The organism is Paenibacillus sp. JNU01 (assembly GCF_059130585.1).
Map to the genome: position 1 here is coordinate 2,212,066 of NZ_CP169723.1, position 22,662 is coordinate 2,234,727.

20 protein-coding genes are annotated in these 22,662 nt (G+C 44.6%); 9 read left to right on the forward strand and 11 right to left on the reverse strand.

What is annotated here, in order from left to right; all coding sequences use genetic code 11:
- Window positions 1-10 precede the first annotated feature (10 nt).
- Together NLBNIHML_RS09600 and NLBNIHML_RS09605 are read left to right on the forward strand one after the other, a co-directional pair.
- Window positions 11-1,387: an amidase gene (locus NLBNIHML_RS09600; RefSeq protein ID WP_494354258.1), complete on the forward strand. Its 1,377-nt coding sequence runs from the start codon at window positions 11-13 to the stop codon at window positions 1,385-1,387.
- A gap of 19 nt (window positions 1,388-1,406) precedes the next feature.
- Window positions 1,407-1,793, forward strand: coding sequence for a RidA family protein (locus NLBNIHML_RS09605; protein WP_494354259.1), 387 nt, complete (start codon window positions 1,407-1,409; stop codon window positions 1,791-1,793).
- A 182-nt stretch (window positions 1,794-1,975) separates the two neighbouring features.
- Here the strand turns inward: NLBNIHML_RS09605 and NLBNIHML_RS09610 are convergent, their stop codons facing one another.
- Window positions 1,976-4,033 carry a methyl-accepting chemotaxis protein gene (locus NLBNIHML_RS09610; RefSeq protein ID WP_494354260.1) on the reverse strand — a complete coding sequence of 686 codons (2,058 nt, stop codon included), beginning with the start codon at window positions 4,031-4,033 and terminating at the stop codon, window positions 1,976-1,978.
- Window positions 4,034-4,358: 325 nt separating this feature from the next.
- Here NLBNIHML_RS09610 and NLBNIHML_RS09615 point away from each other — a divergent pair, with 325 nt between their 5' ends.
- Window positions 4,359-4,781, forward strand: a complete 423-nt coding sequence (locus tag NLBNIHML_RS09615; protein ID WP_339256761.1) for a hypothetical protein — start codon at window positions 4,359-4,361, stop codon at window positions 4,779-4,781.
- A 134-nt stretch (window positions 4,782-4,915) separates the two neighbouring features.
- Here the strand turns inward: NLBNIHML_RS09615 and NLBNIHML_RS09620 are convergent, their stop codons facing one another.
- Window positions 4,916-6,079, reverse strand: coding sequence for an iron-containing alcohol dehydrogenase (locus NLBNIHML_RS09620; RefSeq protein WP_494354261.1), 1,164 nt, complete (start codon window positions 6,077-6,079; stop codon window positions 4,916-4,918).
- A 97-nt stretch (window positions 6,080-6,176) separates the two neighbouring features.
- Between NLBNIHML_RS09620 and NLBNIHML_RS09625 the strand changes: the two genes are divergently transcribed.
- Complete coding sequence (locus tag NLBNIHML_RS09625) at window positions 6,177-7,133, forward strand: phosphotransferase (protein WP_494354262.1); 957 nt, start codon at window positions 6,177-6,179, stop codon at window positions 7,131-7,133.
- A 177-nt stretch (window positions 7,134-7,310) separates the two neighbouring features.
- Here the strand turns inward: NLBNIHML_RS09625 and NLBNIHML_RS09630 are convergent, their stop codons facing one another.
- The 4 genes from NLBNIHML_RS09630 to NLBNIHML_RS09645 all read right to left on the reverse strand — a co-directional run bounded on the left by NLBNIHML_RS09630 (window position 7,311) and on the right by NLBNIHML_RS09645 (window position 12,216).
- Window positions 7,311-8,189, reverse strand: a complete 879-nt coding sequence (locus NLBNIHML_RS09630; protein WP_494354263.1) for an amidohydrolase family protein — start codon at window positions 8,187-8,189, stop codon at window positions 7,311-7,313.
- A complete protein-coding gene (locus NLBNIHML_RS09635; protein ID WP_494354264.1) occupies window positions 8,176-11,343 on the reverse strand; it encodes a GNAT family N-acetyltransferase in 3,168 nt (1,055 codons plus the stop codon). The genes NLBNIHML_RS09630 and NLBNIHML_RS09635 overlap by 14 nt, the downstream gene beginning before the upstream one ends.
- Window positions 11,344-11,581: 238 nt before the next feature.
- The gene (locus tag NLBNIHML_RS09640; protein ID WP_494354265.1) at window positions 11,582-11,917 is read right to left on the reverse strand and encodes a type II toxin-antitoxin system PemK/MazF family toxin; all 336 of its coding nucleotides are present in this window, start codon (window positions 11,915-11,917) and stop codon (window positions 11,582-11,584) included.
- Window positions 11,914-12,216, reverse strand: a complete 303-nt coding sequence (locus NLBNIHML_RS09645) for an AbrB/MazE/SpoVT family DNA-binding domain-containing protein (RefSeq protein ID WP_339236660.1) — start codon at window positions 12,214-12,216, stop codon at window positions 11,914-11,916. Before NLBNIHML_RS09645 ends, NLBNIHML_RS09640 begins: the two co-directional genes overlap by 4 nt.
- A 431-nt stretch (window positions 12,217-12,647) precedes the next feature.
- Here NLBNIHML_RS09645 and NLBNIHML_RS09650 point away from each other — a divergent pair, with 431 nt between their 5' ends.
- Window positions 12,648-13,253: a DedA family protein gene (locus tag NLBNIHML_RS09650; RefSeq protein ID WP_192133401.1), complete on the forward strand. Its 606-nt coding sequence runs from the start codon at window positions 12,648-12,650 to the stop codon at window positions 13,251-13,253.
- Window positions 13,254-13,369: 116 nt separating this feature from the next.
- On the opposite strand, the gene NLBNIHML_RS09655 is transcribed toward NLBNIHML_RS09650, so the two are convergent.
- The 4 genes from NLBNIHML_RS09655 to NLBNIHML_RS09670 form a co-directional block, all read right to left on the reverse strand.
- Window positions 13,370-14,569 carry an MFS transporter gene (locus tag NLBNIHML_RS09655; RefSeq protein ID WP_342573461.1) on the reverse strand — a complete coding sequence of 400 codons (1,200 nt, stop codon included), beginning with the start codon at window positions 14,567-14,569 and terminating at the stop codon, window positions 13,370-13,372.
- A 336-nt stretch (window positions 14,570-14,905) separates the two neighbouring features.
- Window positions 14,906-15,943: an ROK family protein gene (locus NLBNIHML_RS09660; RefSeq protein WP_472476740.1), complete on the reverse strand. Its 1,038-nt coding sequence runs from the start codon at window positions 15,941-15,943 to the stop codon at window positions 14,906-14,908.
- Window positions 15,944-16,142: 199 nt separating this feature from the next.
- Complete coding sequence (locus NLBNIHML_RS09665; RefSeq protein ID WP_494354266.1) at window positions 16,143-16,412, reverse strand: hypothetical protein; 270 nt, start codon at window positions 16,410-16,412, stop codon at window positions 16,143-16,145.
- Between the two features lie 153 nt (window positions 16,413-16,565).
- A complete protein-coding gene (locus tag NLBNIHML_RS09670; protein ID WP_494354267.1) occupies window positions 16,566-18,539 on the reverse strand; it encodes a hypothetical protein in 1,974 nt (657 codons plus the stop codon).
- Between the two features lie 233 nt (window positions 18,540-18,772).
- Between NLBNIHML_RS09670 and NLBNIHML_RS09675 the strand changes: the two genes are divergently transcribed.
- The 4 genes from NLBNIHML_RS09675 (at window position 18,773) to NLBNIHML_RS09690 (ending at window position 21,767) form a co-directional block, all read left to right on the forward strand.
- Window positions 18,773-19,384, forward strand: a complete 612-nt coding sequence (locus tag NLBNIHML_RS09675; RefSeq protein WP_307542877.1) for a TetR/AcrR family transcriptional regulator — start codon at window positions 18,773-18,775, stop codon at window positions 19,382-19,384.
- A 386-nt stretch (window positions 19,385-19,770) separates the two neighbouring features.
- Window positions 19,771-21,093, forward strand: coding sequence for an amidohydrolase family protein (locus NLBNIHML_RS09680; RefSeq protein ID WP_494354268.1), 1,323 nt, complete (start codon window positions 19,771-19,773; stop codon window positions 21,091-21,093).
- A 90-nt stretch (window positions 21,094-21,183) separates the two neighbouring features.
- Complete coding sequence (locus NLBNIHML_RS09685) at window positions 21,184-21,390, forward strand: DUF554 family protein (RefSeq protein WP_494354690.1); 207 nt, start codon at window positions 21,184-21,186, stop codon at window positions 21,388-21,390.
- A 95-nt stretch (window positions 21,391-21,485) separates the two neighbouring features.
- Window positions 21,486-21,767, forward strand: a complete 282-nt coding sequence (locus NLBNIHML_RS09690) for a DUF554 family protein (RefSeq protein WP_494354269.1) — start codon at window positions 21,486-21,488, stop codon at window positions 21,765-21,767.
- 120 nt (window positions 21,768-21,887) lie between these two features.
- Here NLBNIHML_RS09690 and NLBNIHML_RS09695 read toward each other — a convergent pair whose 3' ends face one another.
- On the reverse strand, window positions 21,888-22,640 hold the full coding sequence (locus NLBNIHML_RS09695) for an IMP cyclohydrolase (protein ID WP_494354270.1): 753 nt from the start codon (window positions 22,638-22,640) through the stop codon (window positions 21,888-21,890).
- Window positions 22,641-22,662 lie beyond the last annotated feature (22 nt).

Sequence of the window (22,662 nt, forward strand, 5' to 3'; positions counted from 1 at the left end):
TGCCTCTGCGATGATTACGAAACCACTAAACGAGCTGACGATTGCGGAAGCCGCAACATGGATTAAAAACAAGACGATATCTCCTGTTGAGCTTACAGAGTCCTATTTGACTCGCATTGAGCACGTAGAGCCTGCTGTGCAAGCCTTCGTTACGGTTACCGCCGAACAGGCTTTGCAGGCCGCAAGAGAGTCTGAGCGTAAGCTGATGAATGGCAACTATCTCGGCCCTCTGCATGGCATTCCTTATGGAGCGAAAGATATTATCCATACCGCTGGCATACGCACCTCGGCCGGATCTAGTACCTACCCTGACTTCATACCAGAGACGAATGCTACTGTCATTGATAAGTTGCAGGCTGCGGGCGCTATCCTGCTCGGCAAGACAACAACGACGGAATACGCTTTTCAGGGAGGAGAACCCCCAACCCGCAACCCGTGGAATCTGGCGCACACCCCAGGTGGTTCCAGTTCAGGCTCCGCCGCTGCTGTAGCAGCTGGCATGGCCTCCTTCACTCTCGGAACGCAGACCTTTGGATCTCTGCTCAGACCCGCAGCTTACAACGGATTAACCTGTATGAAGCCAACTTACGGCAGGGTTAGCCGTAACGGTGTCATCACAGCCAGTTGGAGCCTGGATCATATTGGCGCCTTCACTCGATCCGCACAAGATAACGCAATCGTTCTGGAAGCGATGGCCGGGCAGGATGAGATGGACTCCTTCACACTGCCTCACGGCAAGCCAGACTTAACAAGCGCTCTTGAGCATCCTGTTTCAGGAATGGTGATCGGGCTACCAAGCAACTTCTTCCAGACTGATGAACCGGCGATCTTGTTAGCGGTAGAGTCGGCACTCGCTGTACTTGAGAAGCTGGGCATGCAATGGAAGAAAGTTGTTCTGCCTTCGTATATGGAAGAGACCATTGCTGCTCATCGTACAGTTATGCGGGCAGAAGCTGCTGCCTTCCATCAGGAACGCTTCGCGGAAGCCTCCGATCGCTACGGTCACACGATGCGGGAGCAGCTTGAACTCGGCTTCCAAACGAGTGCTGTTGATTATTTGCAGGCACAGCGCATTCGAACGCTATTCCGCAGCGAGATGATGATGCTTTTCGATGAAGTAGATGTGTTATTGACTCCATCAACGCCGTATGTGGCCCCCTATGGCTACAAGACCGGTAGTCCGATTTTCAACGGGCCTTTTACTAATACAGGACTACCTTCCATTACCGTTCCCATCGGATTTGATACTTCCTCAGGGAAGCAACTACCAATCGGCATGCAGCTTGCTGGTCCACTCATGCGAGAAGACCGCTTGTTGTCCATCGCCCATCAATATCAGCAGGCTACAAACTGGCATCAGTTAACAACCAATATACACCCTCACTAAGAAAGGAATGATAACTTCTATGTCTACCATCATACATGCGAGTACAGCACCCAAGTTCCCACTTCCTTTCTCCCACGCTGTCCGTGCAGGAGATATGGTCTACGTTGCAGGTCAGGTAGGCGTTGATCCACAGACCCTTGAGCCTATCGGCGGTATTAAGGAGCAGACTGAACAATGTATTCGTAATATTGAAGTGATCCTGCAAGAAGCCGGACTTACACTGGATCATATCGTGAAGATAACGACTCATCTGGCACGAGTGGAGGATCAGCCCGCATACAACGAAGTCTATGCGCGAATGATTAAGCAGCCCTATCCCGCCCGCATGACCGTATTCAGCGGGTTAGGCCCTTATTTAATTGAGATGGAAGTGCTGGCGTATGCGCCATCCATTCGAGGAGAGTAGCGCATCACAGACAAAAGCACCTGTACCCTACGATAGGTACAGATGCTCACATTGTCGGAGAAACCCAGTTCTCTTATGAGGAATGGGTTTCTTTCGTATTCATTTAACTGTGTAAACTGAAGAAATTCTACGCTGTGTCTCACAGACTAGCTATACTGCTTCTCACTACGCAGGCTGCTATGCTACTTTATTTTGAAGCGGGATAATTCTTCGGCAAGTTGTTTGGTCAGTCCATCAATTCTCTGCACCATATCTGCCAGATGTTCTGTCATACCGGACTGCTCCTGCATCGTCGCAGTGACTTCTTCCACAGACGCGGATACTTCTTCCCCGGAAGCGGACAGATTCTGTGCAGCTCCAATGACGTCATCCTTATCACGTTCAATGGATTGGATCTCCGTGGCAATGGCCTGGACCTGGCTCATCATCTCATTCATATTCTGGGTGACGAAATTGAATGTCTCTTTGGTCTGGCTTACACTGCTCTTATGCTGTTCCGCAATCTCCTCAATGGCCTGAACACTTCGGTTATTCTGTTCCACGTGATTAATGGTCTGCATGACAATTCGATTGATATCCTCCGATTGCGCTGTCGTCTGCTCTGCCAGCTTGCGAATCTCGGAAGCAACCACGGCGAAGCCGCGCCCTTGCTCACCCGCTCTTGCAGCCTCAATGGAAGCATTCAGCGCAAGTAATTTCGTCTGATTCGCAATTTCGGCAATCGTACCTGTGATCTGGTGAATGCCCGAGGAGCTTTCAGCAAGTTGCACTGTAATTTTGGAGATGTTGCCAACTTCAATCTCGTTCTGCCCGTTCACCGCAATGAGCGCATCAATAACTTCATGATTATTTTTGAATGCATCCGTAATTTCATCTGCCTTGAGCATAACGGACTGCGACATCTCATTTACGTTCTCAATCTTGTTACCAACATTCATGAATTTGTCTACTATGGCTTCCGTATCGTTCGCCTGGGACTCCATAGCTCGTGAAATCTCAAAGGCTGTTGTCGTTGTTTCGGCAATCGTGGTCGAGGTTTGCTGAGTGGAATTTTCCAGCTCCGTCGTACTTGTCTTCAGGATGCCAATGGAATGGTTCATGCTGGAGATCAACTGTTTGTTCCCTTCGGCCATCGTGTTAAAGCTGTCTGCCAGTTCTTTGAACTCTCCGGTATATTTGCCTTGTGCCTGAACAGTCAGGTCTCCGCCGGCCAACTGTTTGAACAACAGTGTAATTCGGCTAATCGGTCCGGTTACCAGTTGCGAGATCAGGATGCCTGCAATGATCGACACCACAATAGCACTGAACAGAACAATGTACATTTGATTCGCCATACCTGTCAGCGGCTTCTTCACATCTTCATACGTATCCTCCACAATGACAGTCCAATCAGACTTCGGAATTTTGGAGTAGAACACCACTTTTTCCTCCGTGCTCGCCTCCCCTTGTTGCAACTGCTCATTGGCAGGCAGATCAATCAGCGACTGATACTCAGAGGAATCCATCTTCTGACCAATCATTTTCTCATCTGCTGAATTAAAAATAACCAGACCTAAACGATCCAGTATAATAACTTTTCCTTCTTCGTTAATCTTGACGTTCTGTAACTGGTTGACGAAAAATGAGGTCGAGGCAGTCGTCGCAAGCACGCCTTTCACTTCCTTGTTATCACCGTAGATCGGCATTGCAAAGACGGTCCCCAGTGTTCCCAGAGATTCGGAGATCACACCTTCGCTAACATAGTTTTTCCCTTGAAGTGCCTGCTGAAAATACGTGCGTGTGGCACGTTCCCCGCCGACCACTTCGGGATTGTTTGCTGCAACCACAACGCCTTCCCGATCCAGGAGAATTAGAACGCTACTGCCCTCCATTCCTGTCAGGCTGTCTGCCAATATGCCATTGGCCTTGTTCACCAGTTCGCTATTTTCCAAAAAAAACGCGTCATCACTCTGTCCTGCTGTATCTCGAATCTCCAGCAAGTCTTGGAATGTCCGATGTGTTGTGATCAGAAACGTGGACTGCTCCTGCAGACTTAGTGAAGTAAATAAACCTGCTCCAATCCGTTCAGAAGTCGACTGGATCTCATCTTTGCTTTTGTCCAGGGTGATCTCCTCTGCCACTTTGTAACACAGTACTGCCGTCACGGCCAGTACGATGCAGACCAGAATACTGATCATCATTGGCAATTTGAACCGAAAAGACATGCTGGTCAAGCGTTGCCTCGCTTTTGCAAATAACATGAATACATTCACCATCCATCCTCATTCTTGTTGTGTCCCATATAATATGGGTTAACTTTATATCGGTTGTTATTAAATAAACGTCCAGTATAGAAAACGCTTTCAAAAATATTTTCCTTATTCTTTGGAAGCGGATAACTGTAGGTACAGGATCGGTGTTGACGATTGGAAAATGTAGACTTTGGGTTAATACAAAATATGACATCCCCATCATCGGTTAATGTATGAAATACATATCGTGAAAGAAAAGGACGATTCATTGAAGGGGAATAGGAATAGGAGTACAATCCATCATATGGGTTCGAAGTAGAAGAGGAGAAGTGATATGGTAAAAACAGCTTTACCCACACTTTTAAATGTCGTGCGCATTTTATTAAGTGTAAAATTGATCTACGTGATAGTGTCCTTTATTGTGTTCCTCATCGATTTTAACCAGAACATGGAGGCCTATCTTGCTTTCTCACGCAAAGGGGATGATCTGGCTTACGCCTCTGGCGTAATCGTAGGCAGAATGTTGTTTATGATTGGACCAAGCCTGCTCGCCGTTATATTCATCACCAAGAGAAAGTTCAAGCTCACCGTGACATTTCTAAGTTTGGCGCTACTTGTTGCTATTCCCAATGAAAGTAACCTGTTTATCCTGATTCATCTCTTCGCCCTGCTCATCGTGCTCTTGCACCGTCCAAGCAAGTTGTATCTGAAACGGATGTATACTGGTGGGAATGATGAAACGGTTGAACAATCTTAAAGTGCTCGCAAGATATGAATCTGGAATATGCCGTTGAACGTACAATAGATGGTGCTAAAATAAAAACAAGGACTTTCCTCAGTCGTACAGGAAGGTCCTTGTTTATTACATTCACTATATAAGTGAATTTCCAATTACAGTGCGGCTTGATAGATTTGCACGACATCTTCACGCTGCAATTTCTGGAAGAATCCGAACGGACCGAATCGCATCGCTTTATCAGCCATCACATCAATCTGACTGTCGTCGATGTCATAGTCAGCCAGACGGCTAGGAGCACCAATCGAAGTCCAGAAATTACGCAGGGCTTCGATGCCTTCTTCAGCCACTTGTTTGTCTGATTTTCCATTAGGATTGATATCAAATACATTAACAGCCATACGTTTGAATCGACTTACATCCACATCCAGATTATGCTTCATCCAGTGCGGGAACAGAATGGCAAGGCCACCCCCATGAGGGATGTCATACACGGCCGACACGGCATGTTCAATATTGTGAGATGCCCAGTCTCCAGCAAGCCCCATATTCAGAACATCATTAAGCGCCATGGTTCCGCAGTAGAGAATGGTTTCGCGCAGTTCATAGTTTTCAGGATCTTTGATCAGGCGAGGGGCAGTATCGATGACAGTACGAAGAATCGTCTCACAGAATCCAAGCTGAACCGGTGTGTTCGTATCCAGATGGAAATAATGTTCAAACACATGCGACATCATGTCCACCATGCCGTATACAGTCTGATCCAGAGGTACCGTAAATGTGTTTACCGGATCAAGAATCGAGAACGCTGGGAATGAATACTCGCTGAACCATGCCCATTTCTCCTGTGTATCTTGATTCGTAATCACTGAACCGTTATTCATCTCGGAACCTGTCGCTGCCATCGTCAGAATTGTACCCAGTGGAAGTCCGCCCTGCGGAGTTGCTTCGCGCACAACAACATCCCACATATCCCCATCGTATTTGGCCCCTACGGCGATGGCCTTAGCGCAATCAAGTACACTGCCGCCGCCAACCGCAAGAACCAGATCAATGTGATGTGTTCTGCATAGTTCTACGCCCTTATGAACTGTAGATAGACGGGGGTTCGGTTCTACACCAGCGAGTTCCGTCACCTCTGCTCCAATCTCATTCAACTGGCCGATCACCTGGTCGTACAGGCCGCTGCGCTTGATACTTCCACCACCATATACAAGCAAAATACGCTTTCCGTATTTTGGAACTTCGGTTTGCAGTGCTTGAAGCTGCCCTTTGCCAAAAATCAGCCGGGTCGGATTATAAAACTGAAAAGATCTCATTACGTATGTTCCTCCAAAAAAGTCTTAAATTTTGTGCATCCACCATTATAGTTCTCTTTATTCGTAAAAACAAATACAGGCAAAAAGGAGATAACAGATGAGTATGGAGTCTCTCACATTACAACAACTAATAAAACACACCATTCATCAATATGTATCCTCGGATGTTCACATTCAAAGTATTACAAGTAACCCTGTCGGGACGGGATCTCAAGCCGTTGAATTGCTTCGACATTATATTGAATTCCTTGTAAATGGAGTGAACAGGGATATTTCTCTTGTGACCAAGAAGGCCACGTTTATTGAACGCTCTGCCTTGTCCAGATTATTTTTACAAGGAGCAAATGTACCTTATAGCCTAACCAATGAACTTCATAACAAGGATCGCAGCCTGATCTGTATCCAGGATGTAGACTACCAAACCGATTATAGTCATTTGAATATAAATCTGCTTCAGAATAAAGAATTACGAGCATTGGCTTACATACACGGAACGAATATGGGGGCAAAAAAAGAATTGCCCTGGATACCTAATGTGGATCGATCTCATATCGTTGATATGATGGAAAACCGCTGGAGACCTTCGTGGAAAAACGCTATAGAAAGTCCATCATTCATTGAGGAATACGGATTACCGCTCATCTCGGAAATTGAAGCTGTAGCAAGAAACATCGTAGATGATCTTGAAATTCTCATCAAGGATGAACACACACATACGATGATTCATAATGATCTGAATCCTGGCAATGTATTGGTGCACAACAATGAGGACGTTTATTTTATCGATTGGGAGGAAGCAAGATATGGCTCCCTGTTCTTCGACATCCCTCTGCGCTGTGCACATATGAGACAAGTTGAGGTCTATCGAGAGGCTCTTAGTTCTCAAGGATACGATATTCCACAACATCAATTTGAAAAGTACTTCTCCTCGGCATCCCGATATCTCGGAATTCGTTATATGAGTTGGAACCTTGGAGTTTGGCAACACTCCCCCCAAGCCAAAGACGACTTAAAAAAGTATATGAAAATGGTGACTGAACCCTTGTTCTCCTGATCACTTCATTTCAGATTAGACGTAAGATGAATTCACTCTCATCTTGAACCCAAACAGCTCCTGCCAGTAAAGTGGCAGGAGCTTACATGGCAGGGATTTAACGTGAACCTCGCATCTTCCATGAATGACATACACGGATGATATCCCCTCAAATATTAAAGTTTCATTACTTCCCTTTTAACCCAGATCTGCAATCCGCTGTCCAATACGTGGAAACAGCCCAAAGGCATTCTCGTAGAACACCTTATCATGATGCTGTTCCGGTACAAGTCGGCGGACAAACTCGGCATACAGGTCGATAGGGGCAAGCGGCCAGTCCGTGCCAAACAGCATCTTCTCGTAATGATCCGAATAGACCAAGGCCCGACGGAAATGATCCATGAACAAAGGCTCGTTCATGAAGCGTTCAAAATGAGGTCGATCCCCCACCACAAGACCGGACAGATCCGCATACACATTCGGATTCTTCGCCACCACTTCAGCCGCATCCATCACCCAGGGATCGCCCAGATGACAGATCATGAAGTTCACACCGCGCTGCTGAAGTGCTAATTCATCCACCGTCAGTGGATGCGAATACTTGAGTAACCCGTTCATGGAGTATGTGTCTCCTGTATGAATCACAACAGGCAAGTTGTACTTGGCTGCGAGTTCATAGACAGGGGTATAGATTTTGTCATACACATAGTGATGATAGTAACCGGCATAGAGTTTGATTCCGGCTACCTCAGGGGATTGCAGTCTAGCTTCAATCCGGTCAAGCTCATCCTGAGCATTTTTTCCATCCAGCGTATTAGGATTAATGCCCACGCACTCCATGAGGAATGACGGAACCTTTTCCTCCAAATCAAGCCTCATCGGGTTGGGGGAACTGGAATCCGGGAACGCTCCCTTCGTCTGCTCCGTAACCCCCATTCCAATGCCCAGAATGACGTCGTTTTTATCAAACTCCGCTTTAAGACCTGCGGCTGAGTAATCCACTTTGGACAGATCGATTGCTGTTCGGTGAAAGCTCTCGATGTCCGACAGATGAATATGAATATCAATGATCGGCATGTGAAGCCTCCTTTTTATCGGTAGAAGTTACAAAATTCAGTTTCAGAAGGTCATGCACATCTGCTGAACTCAGCGGGATGGGTCCCAGAACCAGATAGGTCGGCTCCGTCCAGACCGTCTCCCCGTGATGAAGTGTCAGATGATGATTCACGTGCAGACCCGTCACCTGATTGTTGGCAAAAGCCCAAGCACTCTGATTCGGGTAACGATGGACCGCATGCAGCATGTTTTCACGCGAAACCGATCCGACTCGCAAGAGGTCTTCCAGTGGCAGGCCCACATCTACTTTGCCTAATGGGAATCGATCTTTGCCCGGTTGCTCTATCCATCCTTCCGCAAATACAGATGAAGGCTGGAGGAAACGTTCCTCCGCAAGCGAGTAATCCGTCAGCGTCAGGCCACTTTCGTTTGTCACCGCAAGCAGCGTGCAGAGCACAGGAACACCCGGCAGCATCAGATAATGCTGGTGAATTGTGATTCCCCGATTCGCTTCATGCTTCTCAATCCGGGTGGTCAGTTTAATGCCCTTCCAGACGTTACCGTATTGATCCTTCTGCTCTGTCCAGGAAGCGACTCTCTGTTCCAACTGGCGGCTGAAACCATTCATGCCCGGGATCGCCACTCCCAACCCGCCGTACCACGGATTCCACCATGAGCGTGGAGCAGGTTCAGGGTACGAGCTGTCCAGCCATTCTTCGCCTGCAACTTTCAGTGAGTGTACGACACTGCCGAATTCTGGAGCAACGGCGATCGACAATACACCATTGTCTACAGTGTATACAGATCCCGAAGAACCTTCTTCAATCTTCTGCTTCACCTCTGTTCCGGTCTGCGGGAACCAAAGCGCCGTTCGCACCTGAATCCGATCTTCGCCTCGGTATAGCCCACGAACTTTCCAACCACTCACGTGCTGGTGGCGATCCACTTCGTCCGGTGAAAATGTCAGTTTGGCGGAGTTTAGATTCTGCTCCGGATTGAATTCCTTCGCTTTTGCCATAACCTCCGGTTCGCTACCCCGCTGTACATACAGCTCCAGGTTGCCCGCAAGCGGAACCAGTTTATGTTCAGTCAACGTTGCTTGCAGCACATCCGGGGCAAATGGATTCCCCTCACTGAGTGTCAGATCCAGATGACTGTCTAGCAAAGGAATGACCGGGTTACGCTGCTTCCTGGCAAATGCACGGAAATCATGCCATTTGGCAAACGTGTTCAGAGCAAACACCGTTTCCTTGGTTCGTGCTACAGCCCCTGCCTCCAAACGTCCCAGTTCATGCTGCAACCCCAGCGTGTATTCCGGACGAAGAAGCTTCAGGGAAGGGTCCCAATAGATGCCGCACGCCCCATACTCTTCTTTGCAGAATAGCCAGTTCTCCGTAATCTGTGAGCTATTCCAATGGTTCGGATCACCGGCATAATCATCACCCATGTCAACGAAGCGCCCCTGATAAGGAAGGATCAACCTGTTACCATAGAACCCGAAGTTATTCATTAGATACAGGTCCTCTTCCCAGGCAGTATCTCGTGTATTTTCAACTTCGTGGTGGAATTCGGCGATTCCATTCGCAGACAGCTTGACCACGGACTTAATCTGTAAGCCAGGGAAATCCTCCGAGTCATACAGCGCTTCAAGAACCTGACGTTCCCCTTCGGGATAAATATTCACTTCTTTGGCTTGTTTCTTGGATAACTCTTCAGCAAACGGCTTACCCAGCTTCGGATAAGTCCACCAGAATGAATGACGGGAACCGGGATATTCAATCCACATGACGTTATCATGCTTGTTCATATGGAGCGAGAATGCGCCATTGACGGCCACCCATTGATCCTCAATTTGCCCGCCATATTTGCCCTCGATCCCCTTCATCAGGACAGAAATTTTGCTTGTAAAAGATATCGCATGGTTCCCCACGGGGACAGCTGTCACTTCTACTTCTTGGAAATATAGACCATATGAACGCAAGATGAAGCGTACTGGCACAGACACTTTGCCTTTAGCAGGCACCGTAAAGCGTATCGAACGCTCCGCCCATTCAAGGAATTCATCCTCAGGCAGGTTCAGGCTGAACTCTGTTTCTGCATCCACATTATTTTCCACATTCAGAATTAACTCCGCCGGGATACCTGGAAAGAGCTCCTTCACGGGCAAAACGGTCTTGATCTTGGCCGGAAATTTCGGGGCAATACCTAACCTGAACTCCGCTTTCTTACCACCGATCAGCCATGTGCTGGCAACAACGGGATGGGTCTTATTGTTATTCTGTTCCTCTGTAATCGGATCAAGGTGAAACTCACCTTCCACGGTAATGGTTTCTCCCGGAGCCACTGTTCGTGCAACGTCTAGCGCAAATCGAATATTTTTGTTATCCTCACCCTTGATCTCAACCGCCAGATCGGACGCAGAAGTGTTCTTGATGCGATAGCGAACCTTGTAGCTGGAACCGAAAACCAGATCATGAGCATCGACCTCTGTAGCGATCTTGTAATCCGGTGTTTCGAGGGCCGTCAGCCCGCGACCCGACTTTTCAAATTCAGCCCGCAGGGAGACCTCTCCCTTTTTCCACGTATAGTCAAAGAAATCAAACCCACGCTCCCGTCGGCCATCCGGCTCGACGACGAGTTCACGCGTGCTGTCTGCATACCAATCCAGCTCCTCGAAATAAGGAGCAAGTGCTTCAGTCTGCAAGATGGTGGGAATGAAATTCATCAGATGCACATTCTCATCTTTTTTCTCCCAGAAGAATCCGCATTTCTTGTACATCGGCACAGCCTTCGTATTGCCTGCCCATGTGAACAGATCCAGACGGGGCCATCCGGCCTCTACGGTCTTGCGCACAGCATTCAGGATCAGGTTGCGTCCGACCTTGTACCCGTGATAGTCAGGGCGTACATTAAGCAGCGGTACATATAACGCTCTCTCGTCATAGCGGTAGTGAGCAAAACTGCAGAAGCCCACTACCTCTTTCCCATGAACGGCTAGAAATGCGTGAAGATTGGACGAACTCTCCATCTCGCGGCGAACCGTTTCCTCTGTTCTAAGGTTGGTGCCACCTCCCCAGCTCTCATTACTGCGGTTCCACATATCCGCGAGTGCGGCAGCGTAAGAGGGATCGTATTCAATAATGTGAATTTGATCGATAATCGAAGTTACGGTCATGTTCGGATCTCCTTCTCTTTATGTACAGGATGGTGAAGAAGCTAGTGATAGTCTTATCATACTATATTTGGAAGCATTTTCAGAGGATTAAAAATCTTTCTTATCTACTTATAAGTGCCTTTCGGAAGCTCTTATTCGAAGCGTCAAGGATGGATGAAGCTACTTAGATATGAAAGAAAAAATCCACGTCTTTTAGTTAGACGTGGATTTAGGAATATGATCAGCTACTAATTTTCAATTATGCCAATATAGAACGGACATTGCGTAGAACTGATTTCATAAATTCAGAGGTTGGTTCGGCATGTCCCGCAATTTGGATACGTCGTTGCCGCACATCAAGACTCTTCAACTGATCTGTCAAAACAACACCTGAAAATGGCAGGTCTTCTGGTATTGTAACTTCAAAAGGATAATCCTTGGCTTGGCTCGTTATGGAACATACAACGGCAAAACCCGTTATTTCATTGAATTCAAGTTCCGATAGAACAATAGCCGGTCGTCTCCCGGCTTGCTCATGACCCGCTTGAGGATCAAAGTCAAGCCATATCAGATCGCCTCGCTTGGGAATAATCAAAGTAACTCGTTCCCTTCAGTGCCAAAGTCTATTTCTTCATGTCTTGCATCCTGTTTTACTTTAGAGAGCAACGTCTTTAGATGGTTACGAAGTTCCTCATTGGACTCTACAGGCTTGGTTTTTGGACGCAACAACAATTCATTATCTTCTGTCACCAAAATCTCGATTTCCGAGCCTTCTTCCAGATTAAGACGCTTAAGCAATTGGTTAGGAATACGAATTGCACTGCTATTTCCCCATTTGCTAAGTGTGGCTGTAGTCATGGCAATCCCACGCCTTTCGTTTGATTGATGCTCCAATTATACCTCACCTCCCTACAGTTGTATATCTATATGATATACATGAAACAATAAAAGGATACATTGTATTGAACCATAATATGGATCTGGTCGATAATCGAAGTTTCGGTCATGTTCTGATCTCCTTCTCTTTATGTACAGGATGGTGAAGAAGCTAGTGATAGTTTTATCACGCTATATTTGGAAACATTTTCAGAGTGTTATATTGGTGTTAGGGGCAGGGTGATATGGAGTTCATCTTGTTCGAAGACCGACCGCCTGCTCAACGCATGTCGAATGAGATATCGCTTATGTATGACCTAACATATCCCGCCGTGACGGGCTTAATCGGATATGCGTGTGAGTTTTGACAAGCTCTATTCGCTATTGTTACTCTTGGTATAGGAGTGTTTCTAAACTATAAAAAATAGATAGATTTGTGGAGGGAAAGCATGACGGAGTGGATCACGCAATTTATACTTTTTTTCAAAGATTTGTCGTACGCAGGTCTCGTTATTGCCTTGTCGTTTGAATTCGTACCCGCTGAACTCGTGCTGCCCATGGCGGGATATTGGGTGTACCTTGGAGATATGAAACTGTGGCTGGCTATACTGGCGGGTACCGTAGGTGGAACGTTTGGCCCTCTGACGTTATATGCCCTGGGACGGTACGGCGGCAGACCTATGGTCGAAAAATACGGCAAGTATTTCTTGATTAAACCTCATCATCTGGACGCCTCCGATACGTTCTTCGAGAAATATGGCAGCGGGGTCGCTTTCTATGGCCGTTTTGTCCCCGGCATTCGGACCGTCATCTCCATCCCTTGTGGAATGGCGAAGATGAATGTGTTCAAATTCAGTCTCTTTACATTCTTGGCCATGCTTCCGATCACCTCATTGTACATCTACTTAGGATTCAAATTAGGCTCTCAATGGGAGCATGTGGATGAGATTGTTAAGCCTTATATTGTTCCGGCAGCGGTGGTTTTCTTGGGTGCTTTTGGATTGTATGTGCTTCTGAAACGTTGGAAAAGAAGAGCGGCTTTGAACAAGTCATAGGAGAGAGTTAAGATACTAGTGATAGATGATATACCGTACTAATCTACTTATATATTCATATGCAAAGCCCCACCGATCATGGAGATCAGTGGGGCTTTTATCTTTGCAATTGATTTCTAAATCAATTCCTGCCTTCTTTTCAAATACACATACAACACTACGCCAGATGCCGCACAGATCACCGCACATAATCCAATGAATCCATATCCCGCCTGAAGTCCGCGCAGTAACCCCAACTGAGTCGTTGGACCGTACATATTCTTCACACCTTCAATGACCCAGCCAATCACATAGTTACCGATGACACTGCCGACCCCCATCAGGGTAACTGTGAACGTAATCGCCGTGTCACTGCCGTTTGGATATCTGCGTGCGATAAACGCCATAACGGTTGGATAGATCATCGCTATACCTGCACCCGAGATGGCAAAGAAGATGGCGAGACCCTCTCCTCCGGCAAGCGCAATAAACGTACAAATGGCCGAGAACGCAGAGAAGATTATCAGCGACAGTACAAATCCGATCCGGTCCGTTAGAGGACCCAGCAGCAGACGACCTAGCGAGAACGTAAGGAAGAATGCTGACAGTAGCCCCGAAGCTTTCACCGTGTCCCACGTGTAGGCTTTCTCCAGAAAGTTAACGAGCCAACCCCCAACCGCTAGTTCCGATACCACGCCAAAAGAAAGAATGAGCACCATCAGCCAGATAGCTGGATCACGTGTTAACGTCTTAAGCGAGGTCCGATCTTCATGAGGAAGATCATCCCCCGGAAATTTGCTGCGCAGCGCCGCAATGATCGGCAGCAGACAGAGCGACAACATCACGAGATACATGCCGCGCCAGTCCAGTACGTGTCCGAACACGCTCAAGGACATCACCCCTGTCGCCAGCAAAGGCGCCACCGTTGAACTTAACCCATAGAAGAAATGGGACAGGTTCATCATCGTACCTGTGTTTTTCACAAAGATCCGCGCACCCAGAATCGCCAAAGCAATCTCCAGCATGCCGTTACCGATGTACATGAAGAAGTATGATGAAGCAAAGAGAGGATAGTTATGAGACATGTAAATGAACACACCCGAAAGGATCATCGATGCAAATGAAATAATGCTGACGGCCTTGATGCCCCATTTGCGTACCAGAATAGCCGTGAACGAGCAGGCGATCAGGTACCCCAGTGCGTTAAGAGACAATAATGTCCCGAGCTGTTTCTCATCCAGATTAAAATCGAATTGAATGCGCGGAATGGCCGGCCCCTTAATATTTTCCGATATCCCAAATACGATAAATCCCAAAAAGATTGTTGCCAGTTGCATGGCGTACAGCTTGTTGAACTTTCGTTTGTTGCCTTGTGTATCTGCTTGCTGATTCAAAATAAGTTCCTCCATTGTGTCTATATAAGTTGAAACAAGGGTCATTAACTTGGACACTCCGATGACAGACTAACCTTCCAATCGCTGTTATCCCCATATTTTTTCGATTTCTTATTCTCAAAGGGAAAATCCGGTGATAAAGGCGACCGCTTCGCTTTTTCAGGTTTTTTCTGTCCTCTCCGTTACCTGTTTAATGAAATAGTTCATTTTATATAAAGGATTACTACAATTTTATTCGATCAGATAGGAAATCATCCTTCTAATCGACGTTCAGTTCCTTTACCACTGCTTCTCAACCACCTGAATGCGGTAGGTCAGGCTCTCCAGTGTAACAGCGACTAGCCCCGTCACATATTCGCGCCTAGTGTCTCTCTGGATGATCAATTCAGGCATATGCTCCTGTGGGATCCGGTGATCCCGACAGCCTTGTAACAGGTCATCCCGCATAGCCGGGTCCATTGTATCGCCCGTAACAACAATCGCTGCCGGGTTAATAATCGCAATGATGGAGATCAGCGTCTTTGTGACGAGTTCCTGCAACCCTTCCGTCGTTTTCAACATTCGCAACTGCTCTTCCCGTGACACGCCAAAAGGTAAAAAGGACACCTCGCCTCCAAATTGGGTATTCCCGGTCAGCGGACGACCATCAATGATAAAACCTGCACCCGGAAAATGATTCTCCGGAAAAGTCACCACCGCGAAATTCTTCTCTTCCTCAAACTGCTGCTGGTTGTATAGTCCGTAGACCGTCAGGTTCATGTCATTGCCAATGACCACTTCTACATCTTCATATTGTTCCTTAAGCCTTGGCCCAAGCGGCTGATACATCAGCTCCGGTACATCGCAAATCCCAATCACACCGTTGTGTGCCACACCAGGTATCCCGATACCAATCGCCTGCACATTGTGGTGTTGTTCGATCAGGTTTGCAATCAGATCCTCTACCACCGTTACATTAATCTCTTCCAAAATGAGCGTCTGTTCGTCCGCCATCTCTCCGTTCAGATTGGCATATGTATGTGTAATCGAGTGAATGCCGCCCTCTGTCCGAATAATCAGACACAGCACACTGGCGTAGTCCGCATTGAATTGATACCGACTGGCAGGTCTCCCCCCACTCGATTCGTCTGGACCTAGATCGATAATTTCACCTGTTTGGAGTAATTCATTCAGGATTGTGCCGCATGTCGCAACGCTGAGTTTCGTCAAATTCGCAATGGAAGCTTTCGTGCCAACTCCCATGGATCTGAGTGTGTTCTTTACCAATTCAACGTTAATGCGCTTAACCTGTTGGGTGTTGTGTGATGTGGGTAACATCGTTAGTTATATGCCTCCTTTCGATCATTTCGAACCATTCAATGAAAGTTTTTAAAAGTATTTTAATAATTGAAGTGTAGGGGGATTTGGGAGGAAAGTCAATGCTTAATTGAGAGCGAAAAAAGTTTGGATAAGAAGGCAGAAAGACAGTTCAAGATCATCTTGTCTGATCCTGTACTGTCCTTTAGTTAAGGTGACTTTATGTAGACTGGCTTATTTGATTTGCCAAGATGCTCTTCTCCAGTCGAACTTGAAATAACTTTCGGTTCAAATCCTGTTCCATGGAATGAAGGTGATATGCTGCTTGTTTCACGGTATCCATGTGTAGTACCCCTGCTCGCTTGGCGATAATGTCCATGGCGTCTAGGATGAGTTTGTTGCATGTGACCAGTTGGTCGACGTAATCGTCTTCCTGTTTAACAAGTTGTGCGTACTGCAAAGCGAGGTCTTCGCTATTGGTACTTGTCATGTTAATCTCTCCTTTATTAAAAAGAGATTAACATGACAAGTAGATAAATGTGGTACGTGAGAACGTATCAAAGAATTATTAGTCTAGAGAATTCTATCTATTACATCTTTCCAATTAGCCTTTTATCATAGTTTTTCCATTTTTTTCATTACCTTATTCAGAGATTAAATCAGCATATTGAAGATATATTTCTGGATTGAAGGTATCCAAAGAAATCTTTCTCTCAACCATTTTGACATTAGGTCTTAAAACATCAATAATATTCGGATTGTACAGATAAGCTTTTAAATTCTCGAAAAACTCATTTTCACTCCTCCATAAATAGATTTTTTCAATTTCCTCTGTTAAAAATTCTCCCTCTTCTAGGACAGTCTTACTGTTAGTTATAAATCCTTCGTCCATATAATTTTGAAATGCCATATAATCAATTACTGGTATTCCCTCAATTGATACACCTGTAAAATGTGTGTAATTAGTGATTATTACACATATGACTTCTTTTCCATCTATGCCATTCAAAGATTCAGCAAATTTTTCTTTATGCTTTAATAAGAAGCCTTTTTTGCGAGCTATTTGCTCTGCTCCCTCGGTGAGTCTTTTTAAAGCATTATGGTGATCTCTAGCCTCCATAGGATATTTGATGTTTTTTATCTCACCTAGAATGATTAAATTATCAAAAGATATTATTAGATCGATTTCTTCAAAATTCTTTTTGGTAATAGAAAAAATACTATCTTTCGGTATTATAAAATCCCCCTTGTTTTGCAACTTCTTTTTCAGATTATCTTTAATGAATATTTCAAGAGCTGTTCCCCTTGATTTCAATGAAAATCCTGCATTATCTAGCCACGCATCAATCAATTGTAAATAATTCGGGTGCAACAATGCTGGTAACACAAAAAAGTATACCCCACTAATCTTGAGAAGTGGCTTCTCCCATAGATTAATTCTTTCTTCCTTGGTAAAATCACTCTCTACCAAAGATAAATAGTTTTCTACTTGAGATTTTTTATAACCAGAAACTTTCAGTAAATAATCAATTAATTCTTTTCTTTTCATTCGTATGTTATAACCATTTATTTCAGCGGGATTAGTTTCTTTTAATGTATTAAGGATATTAAGACCTAGAGCAACTAGCTCTGCATGCAAAATTCCTAAATCATTCACCTTCAAATCCCCAATTCCTTCTAACTTTTCATCGGTTAAATGAGGATAGAAGGCAACTGCTGGTGAGATTGCTGACAAGTGACTTTGAATAATATAATCGGGTAATTCTCCTCTTTTATACGAAAGGGAAATAAACCCTCTAGAGTTTATTTCTAAATTAGATATATAACAATCAGTTCGCATTTTCAAAATGTTTTTTAACATTTTAGGTTTGCTTGTTATGTACTGCTGAATAACGATTTTATTGGCTAATTCATTTCGAAGTAGTCGCAAGTTTCCAATTTGTCTCAATATCTCATTATCTTTATTTAAAGGTCTAAGATTGAGCCTATCTTCTTCACGATCAATTTTCCCATCTTGCCAAAGAACCGTATCATAAGCATTTTTTATAACATACATAATATTAGATGCTTTATACATTTTAGAAGCATTTTCGTGCAAAACACTTTGATTATAGTTGTTATGCTTTTTTTCATCGTCTATGAAATATCTTAAATAATTTAACAATAAATTCAAAATATCAACTTGGGTTTCGTACATTGAGCCTGCATTGCTCGGACCCATAGGATTGTTCTGATTATCTATTTGTAGCGAAGCAATACCTTCCAATTTGAGTTCTAAGTTTTCTTTTACATAATTTTCAAAACTGTCATCAATCTTCATCGTATCATGATTAGAAAAAGCTATTATGTATTTTAATATAGTCTCTACTCCTGCTTGAGAAGCATCAATTATTTCTTTCATATAATCATACAAAATCTTGAAATATTCATTAAAGCAATCAGAATTCATCACTATCGAATGAGCATGATTGTTATCATCTAAAAATCTTTCTTTCTCTTTCGAATCATCTTCTAAAATTGATTTAGCTGTCAGAACTGCCTTTTCAAAATTAAATGAATCGCTAAATGGATTAAAGAACTTCTCAGTACGCATTTTAGAGCGAAGAGACTTAGACATGTTTTTAACTCCTTTTTTATTTAATATTTTACTTTTTCGACTCCATAAATAGGGTACTCTATGCTACTGAGAATGTCTATAAAAAACCTAATGAACTATTCACTATTCTTACTACTATAATACTGTAAAGATCTGCTAATACGTGTCATACGCTTCCCAAACATTTGACACCCCCCTCAAAAAGGTCTATCCTAATAACGAATCATTCATTCACTATTAAGGAGTCGTTCCCGATGGTGCAAGCTAAGAAAGACGAAGTCAGAAAAGAGATTGAATACGCGGCACTCAAGGTCTTTTTTGAAAAAGGCTATGTGGATGCCAAGATGAGCGATATCGCGGATGAGATCAATATTTCCGTGGGCAATATCTATACTTATTTTAAGAACAAGAAAGAACTATTCTACGCTGTCGTGCCGCCGGATCTGGTGGATTATCTGAAAAATGTGCTGGTGGAGACGATTCACTTTGATAACCAGACCCTGTTCGAGGAAACGGAAAGCGAGCGAAAATCGGCACTGTTGCAGGAACAGGTGGATGTATTACGTAAATACCGGAATCAGATTGTCATCATCTTCGAAAAGAATAAAGGAACGATCTACACCAACGCCAAGAATGAGCTTGTTGAGCTGATGATTGAAACCAAGAAGGCATATCTCAAGAATCAATATAAACGTTATGAGATTGGCACCGAGGAGAACTTGATCCTACTGAACATCCTCGCACACAACGTGATTGACATGAATCTGGATCTATTGAAGCGGGATATGAGTGAGGACAGCCGGAAGCAAATATTTGAAGCGTTGTATGTATACAGACTATACGGCATGAAGAGCCTCAACGAATAACGCTTCTTCTCATCACTTATACCGGGTAGACAAAGCGTGCAGATCAGGTCATTTTCACTTGGTTTGCACGCAAAAAAATATCTAACATTAAGTCGCTCTATTTTTTTGATCCAAAAATGAATTAATTATTCATTTTTAAGTTGGATATTTACCATTTACCAAACTATTTAAGTTGAACCTACATTTACACGATAACGGAGAGGACAGAAATAACTAGAGGAAGCGAAGCGTTCGCATTTATCACCGGATTTCCCCTAATAAGAGGGTATCAAAAAAATCTCGGGATAACAGCGATCCGAAGGTTGTTCTGTCATCGGATTGATAAGTGTACATCCCCATCATTCAACTTATATAGCTTCACCCACCATTCTAAGGAGGAACACAACATGAACACCGCTTACGCATTGAAAAACGTCAATCTGATCCACGGCGACTCAAGCCGCAAGCTTCAAAAAAACATGACGATTCTCGTCAATGAACAAGGTCTTATTCAGGATATCGGCCGAGATCATGAACTCAATATCCCAAGTCACTACACAACAATCGACCTCTCAGGAAAATACGTAATGCCAGGACTGATCAACGCCCACGCGCACCTCTTTGCGGATGGTAAACCATTCAGCTTATCTGCCAGCGAAGGCATGTTGAAGTTCGCATATGATCGAATCCTGAACACGAAATTCGGCAGAAACGTTTTGAAAAGACGCATGAAACACAACGCGCTGACCGCACTCCATGCGGGTGTAACAACGATGCGCAGTGTGGGAGAATTCTTTTACACCGACGTTCAGCTTCGGGATGAGATTAATAACGGTGACTTTGTTGGTCCTAATCTGCTTGTCTCCGGGTTTTTCCTAAGTGTCACGGGCGGACATGGTGCTCCATTCCTGGCTCTGGTGGGCGATTCGCCGTGGGAAGCCAGAAAGAATGTGCGCATCAATGTGAAACACAGTGTGGATCTGATCAAAATCTGTGTGACGGGCGGCGTGACGGATGCGAAAATGGTGGGCGACGCTGGTCGTTTACAGATGACGGTGGAGGAAGTTGCGGCGATCTGTGACGAAGCGCATAAGATTGGCCTGCGGGTAGCAGCCCATGTGGAAAGCACGGAAGGTGTACGTATTGCATTACAAGGTGGCGTGGATACCATTGAGCACGGTTCGGAGATGGATGACGAAATCATTCGTTTGTACAAAAATAATCCCAATGCCCTGAATGGCTATACCGCACTCATCCCCACCCTGCAAGCCGCCTATCCATCCGCGTCACTGGATACCAGCGTAACGAAGGTCAGTGCAACGGTAAAAGAGAATTCCAGACTCGTCTACGATTCCATGCTCAAAGGCGTGAAGCAAGCGATCGAAAACGACATCACCATTGGTATAGGCACTGATGCCGCCATGCCTTACGTGACTCACTATGATATGTGGAGAGAGATGGATCACTACATGAGACAGGCCAACCTGAACAACAAACAGGTCATCGACATGGTGACCCGAACCAATGCCAAGATCCTCGGTGTTGACGATGTTACAGGGACGGTGGATATCGGGAAACAGGCCGATCTGATTATCATGGAGCAGAATCCACTGGAACATATCGAGGCCTTGTCAGACATCGCTATGGTCATGGTCAAAGGAAATCTAATCCAAACACTATCTGTCACAAGAATCAAAGAAGTCGACGATGTTCTAAATTCAGTTTGGTGAATTCAGGAGTGAAATCATGCTTGGTATACTGATCAATTGTTTTTCCATTATATGTGCGGGAGTACCCTTGGGGCCATCTCCAAAAAGTTTATGAATGACGGTTATAAATCCATACTCAATCAAGTGATTGGGATCAGCGCACTCATCATAGGCATGAGTACAACCATGAGCAGCATATCCACCAGCCAATATCAGATTATGTTTATCATCTTCCTCACCTTAGACGGGATCATTGGGCAACTGATTAATTTCGAGAACATCTTGTCCAACATCATAACCAAATTATCGTCGGCTTAAATGAAGGATTAACGGTTGCCATCTCGTTGTTGTGCGTAGGATCGATCCCGATTCTGGGGCCACTACAAAGTGCATTATAGGGGGATAATACCTTTTTGCAAATTAATACGATTTTCTCGGGCATTACGTCATTGATTCTGGCATCCACCTTCGGGATCGGCAGCATCTTCTCAGCGTTCATTCTATTGGTCATCGAAGTGCTGGTCTTCTTCTCGGCTAATTTCTTATCCGTTTTCATGACAACGAACATCATGAATGAAATCACTCTGATTGGCGGCATCCTGGCGCTTTGCACGGGGTTAAACATCTTGAAGATTACGAAGATCAAAATATTGAATCTGCTGCCTGCCTTATTTATTCCGATATTTTTGCTATAAGTTCGGGTTGAGAACGATATGTAAGAACAATATTAACTTTTTCGTGTCTGTAGCTTAAGACAAACTATCACAGAAATATATAAAAGTCGACAACATTTAATTGTCGACTTTTTACGATAATTATGATTGGGTAATTCCACTGTATGAATGCTTATTAATGCTGTTAATGGTGACTTTCCCGTTCTCAACATGAATATATTTGGCTAAAACAGCTACTTTGGTTTCCCTATTTAAGGTATTCCAATAAAAATCAAGCGTTTCGTCGATATCGTCATAGACGCTGACTATAAACGGCTCGCCCTCAAAAGAAGGAATGGGGGCTCCATTTGCCGCATAGGTTGTTATACAGTGGCCAAACCCAGGAATGGCTTTTTCGTAATTATAGATATTTCTTATACAGTATTGCGGATCATTATAAAACGATTTTAATATGGATAACTTATAACGAGGTACGGCTGTTCCGATTTGCAACAATCCAGATATTCTCGGAGTAAAATTAGGTGGGTCCGGCTCAAATTCTCGTTCATCCAGAGCATTCTCGAAAGTTTTCCCTGCACTCAGTGCATGATAAATGGTTTCTGTCTGATCTCCATTCGAAATAATATGATGATCTTCATAGAATTTTATTGGAGAATAAATAATTAATGATGGATCTGTCAGTTTGGAGGAATCAAATGCTTCCGTTCGAACAAACCCATTTTCCTCTACGAATATACGATTCTGGCTGTTCTCGCTTCTCCCCATAATCCAATAAATCTGAACGTAATGCAGCTGATCAGGCGTAAGACCGATGACGATACCTCTTCCAGGATAATGGTTTTCTCTAAGATTTTTTAAATTACGTTCCAAAACTTCATTAACGTGACTATTCATTTCTGATCTCCTTTCGGACGTA

What these genes read in the sequence shown, in the direction of transcription:
- NLBNIHML_RS09600 (WP_494354258.1), top strand. Translation starts at nt 11, where the DNA reads ATGATTACGAAACCACTAAACGAGCTGACGATTGCGGAAGCCGCAACA.
- NLBNIHML_RS09605 (WP_494354259.1), top strand. Translation starts at nt 1,407, where the DNA reads ATGTCTACCATCATACATGCGAGTACAGCACCCAAGTTCCCACTTCCT.
- NLBNIHML_RS09610 (WP_494354260.1), bottom strand. Translation starts at nt 4,033, where the DNA reads ATGTTATTTGCAAAAGCGAGGCAACGCTTGACCAGCATGTCTTTTCGG.
- NLBNIHML_RS09615 (WP_339256761.1), top strand. Translation starts at nt 4,359, where the DNA reads ATGGTAAAAACAGCTTTACCCACACTTTTAAATGTCGTGCGCATTTTA.
- NLBNIHML_RS09620 (WP_494354261.1), bottom strand. Translation starts at nt 6,079, where the DNA reads ATGAGATCTTTTCAGTTTTATAATCCGACCCGGCTGATTTTTGGCAAA.
- NLBNIHML_RS09625 (WP_494354262.1), top strand. Translation starts at nt 6,177, where the DNA reads ATGAGTATGGAGTCTCTCACATTACAACAACTAATAAAACACACCATT.
- NLBNIHML_RS09630 (WP_494354263.1), bottom strand. Translation starts at nt 8,189, where the DNA reads ATGCCGATCATTGATATTCATATTCATCTGTCGGACATCGAGAGCTTT.
- NLBNIHML_RS09635 (WP_494354264.1), bottom strand. Translation starts at nt 11,343, where the DNA reads ATGACCGTAACTTCGATTATCGATCAAATTCACATTATTGAATACGAT.
- NLBNIHML_RS09650 (WP_192133401.1), top strand. Translation starts at nt 12,648, where the DNA reads ATGACGGAGTGGATCACGCAATTTATACTTTTTTTCAAAGATTTGTCG.
- NLBNIHML_RS09655 (WP_342573461.1), bottom strand. Translation starts at nt 14,569, where the DNA reads ATGCAACTGGCAACAATCTTTTTGGGATTTATCGTATTTGGGATATCG.
- NLBNIHML_RS09660 (WP_472476740.1), bottom strand. Translation starts at nt 15,943, where the DNA reads ATGTTACCCACATCACACAACACCCAACAGGTTAAGCGCATTAACGTT.
- NLBNIHML_RS09665 (WP_494354266.1), bottom strand. Translation starts at nt 16,412, where the DNA reads ATGACAAGTACCAATAGCGAAGACCTCGCTTTGCAGTACGCACAACTT.
- NLBNIHML_RS09670 (WP_494354267.1), bottom strand. Translation starts at nt 18,539, where the DNA reads ATGTCTAAGTCTCTTCGCTCTAAAATGCGTACTGAGAAGTTCTTTAAT.
- NLBNIHML_RS09675 (WP_307542877.1), top strand. Translation starts at nt 18,773, where the DNA reads ATGGTGCAAGCTAAGAAAGACGAAGTCAGAAAAGAGATTGAATACGCG.
- NLBNIHML_RS09680 (WP_494354268.1), top strand. Translation starts at nt 19,771, where the DNA reads ATGAACACCGCTTACGCATTGAAAAACGTCAATCTGATCCACGGCGAC.
- NLBNIHML_RS09685 (WP_494354690.1), top strand. Translation starts at nt 21,184, where the DNA reads ATGAATGACGGTTATAAATCCATACTCAATCAAGTGATTGGGATCAGC.
- NLBNIHML_RS09695 (WP_494354270.1), bottom strand. Translation starts at nt 22,640, where the DNA reads ATGAATAGTCACGTTAATGAAGTTTTGGAACGTAATTTAAAAAATCTT.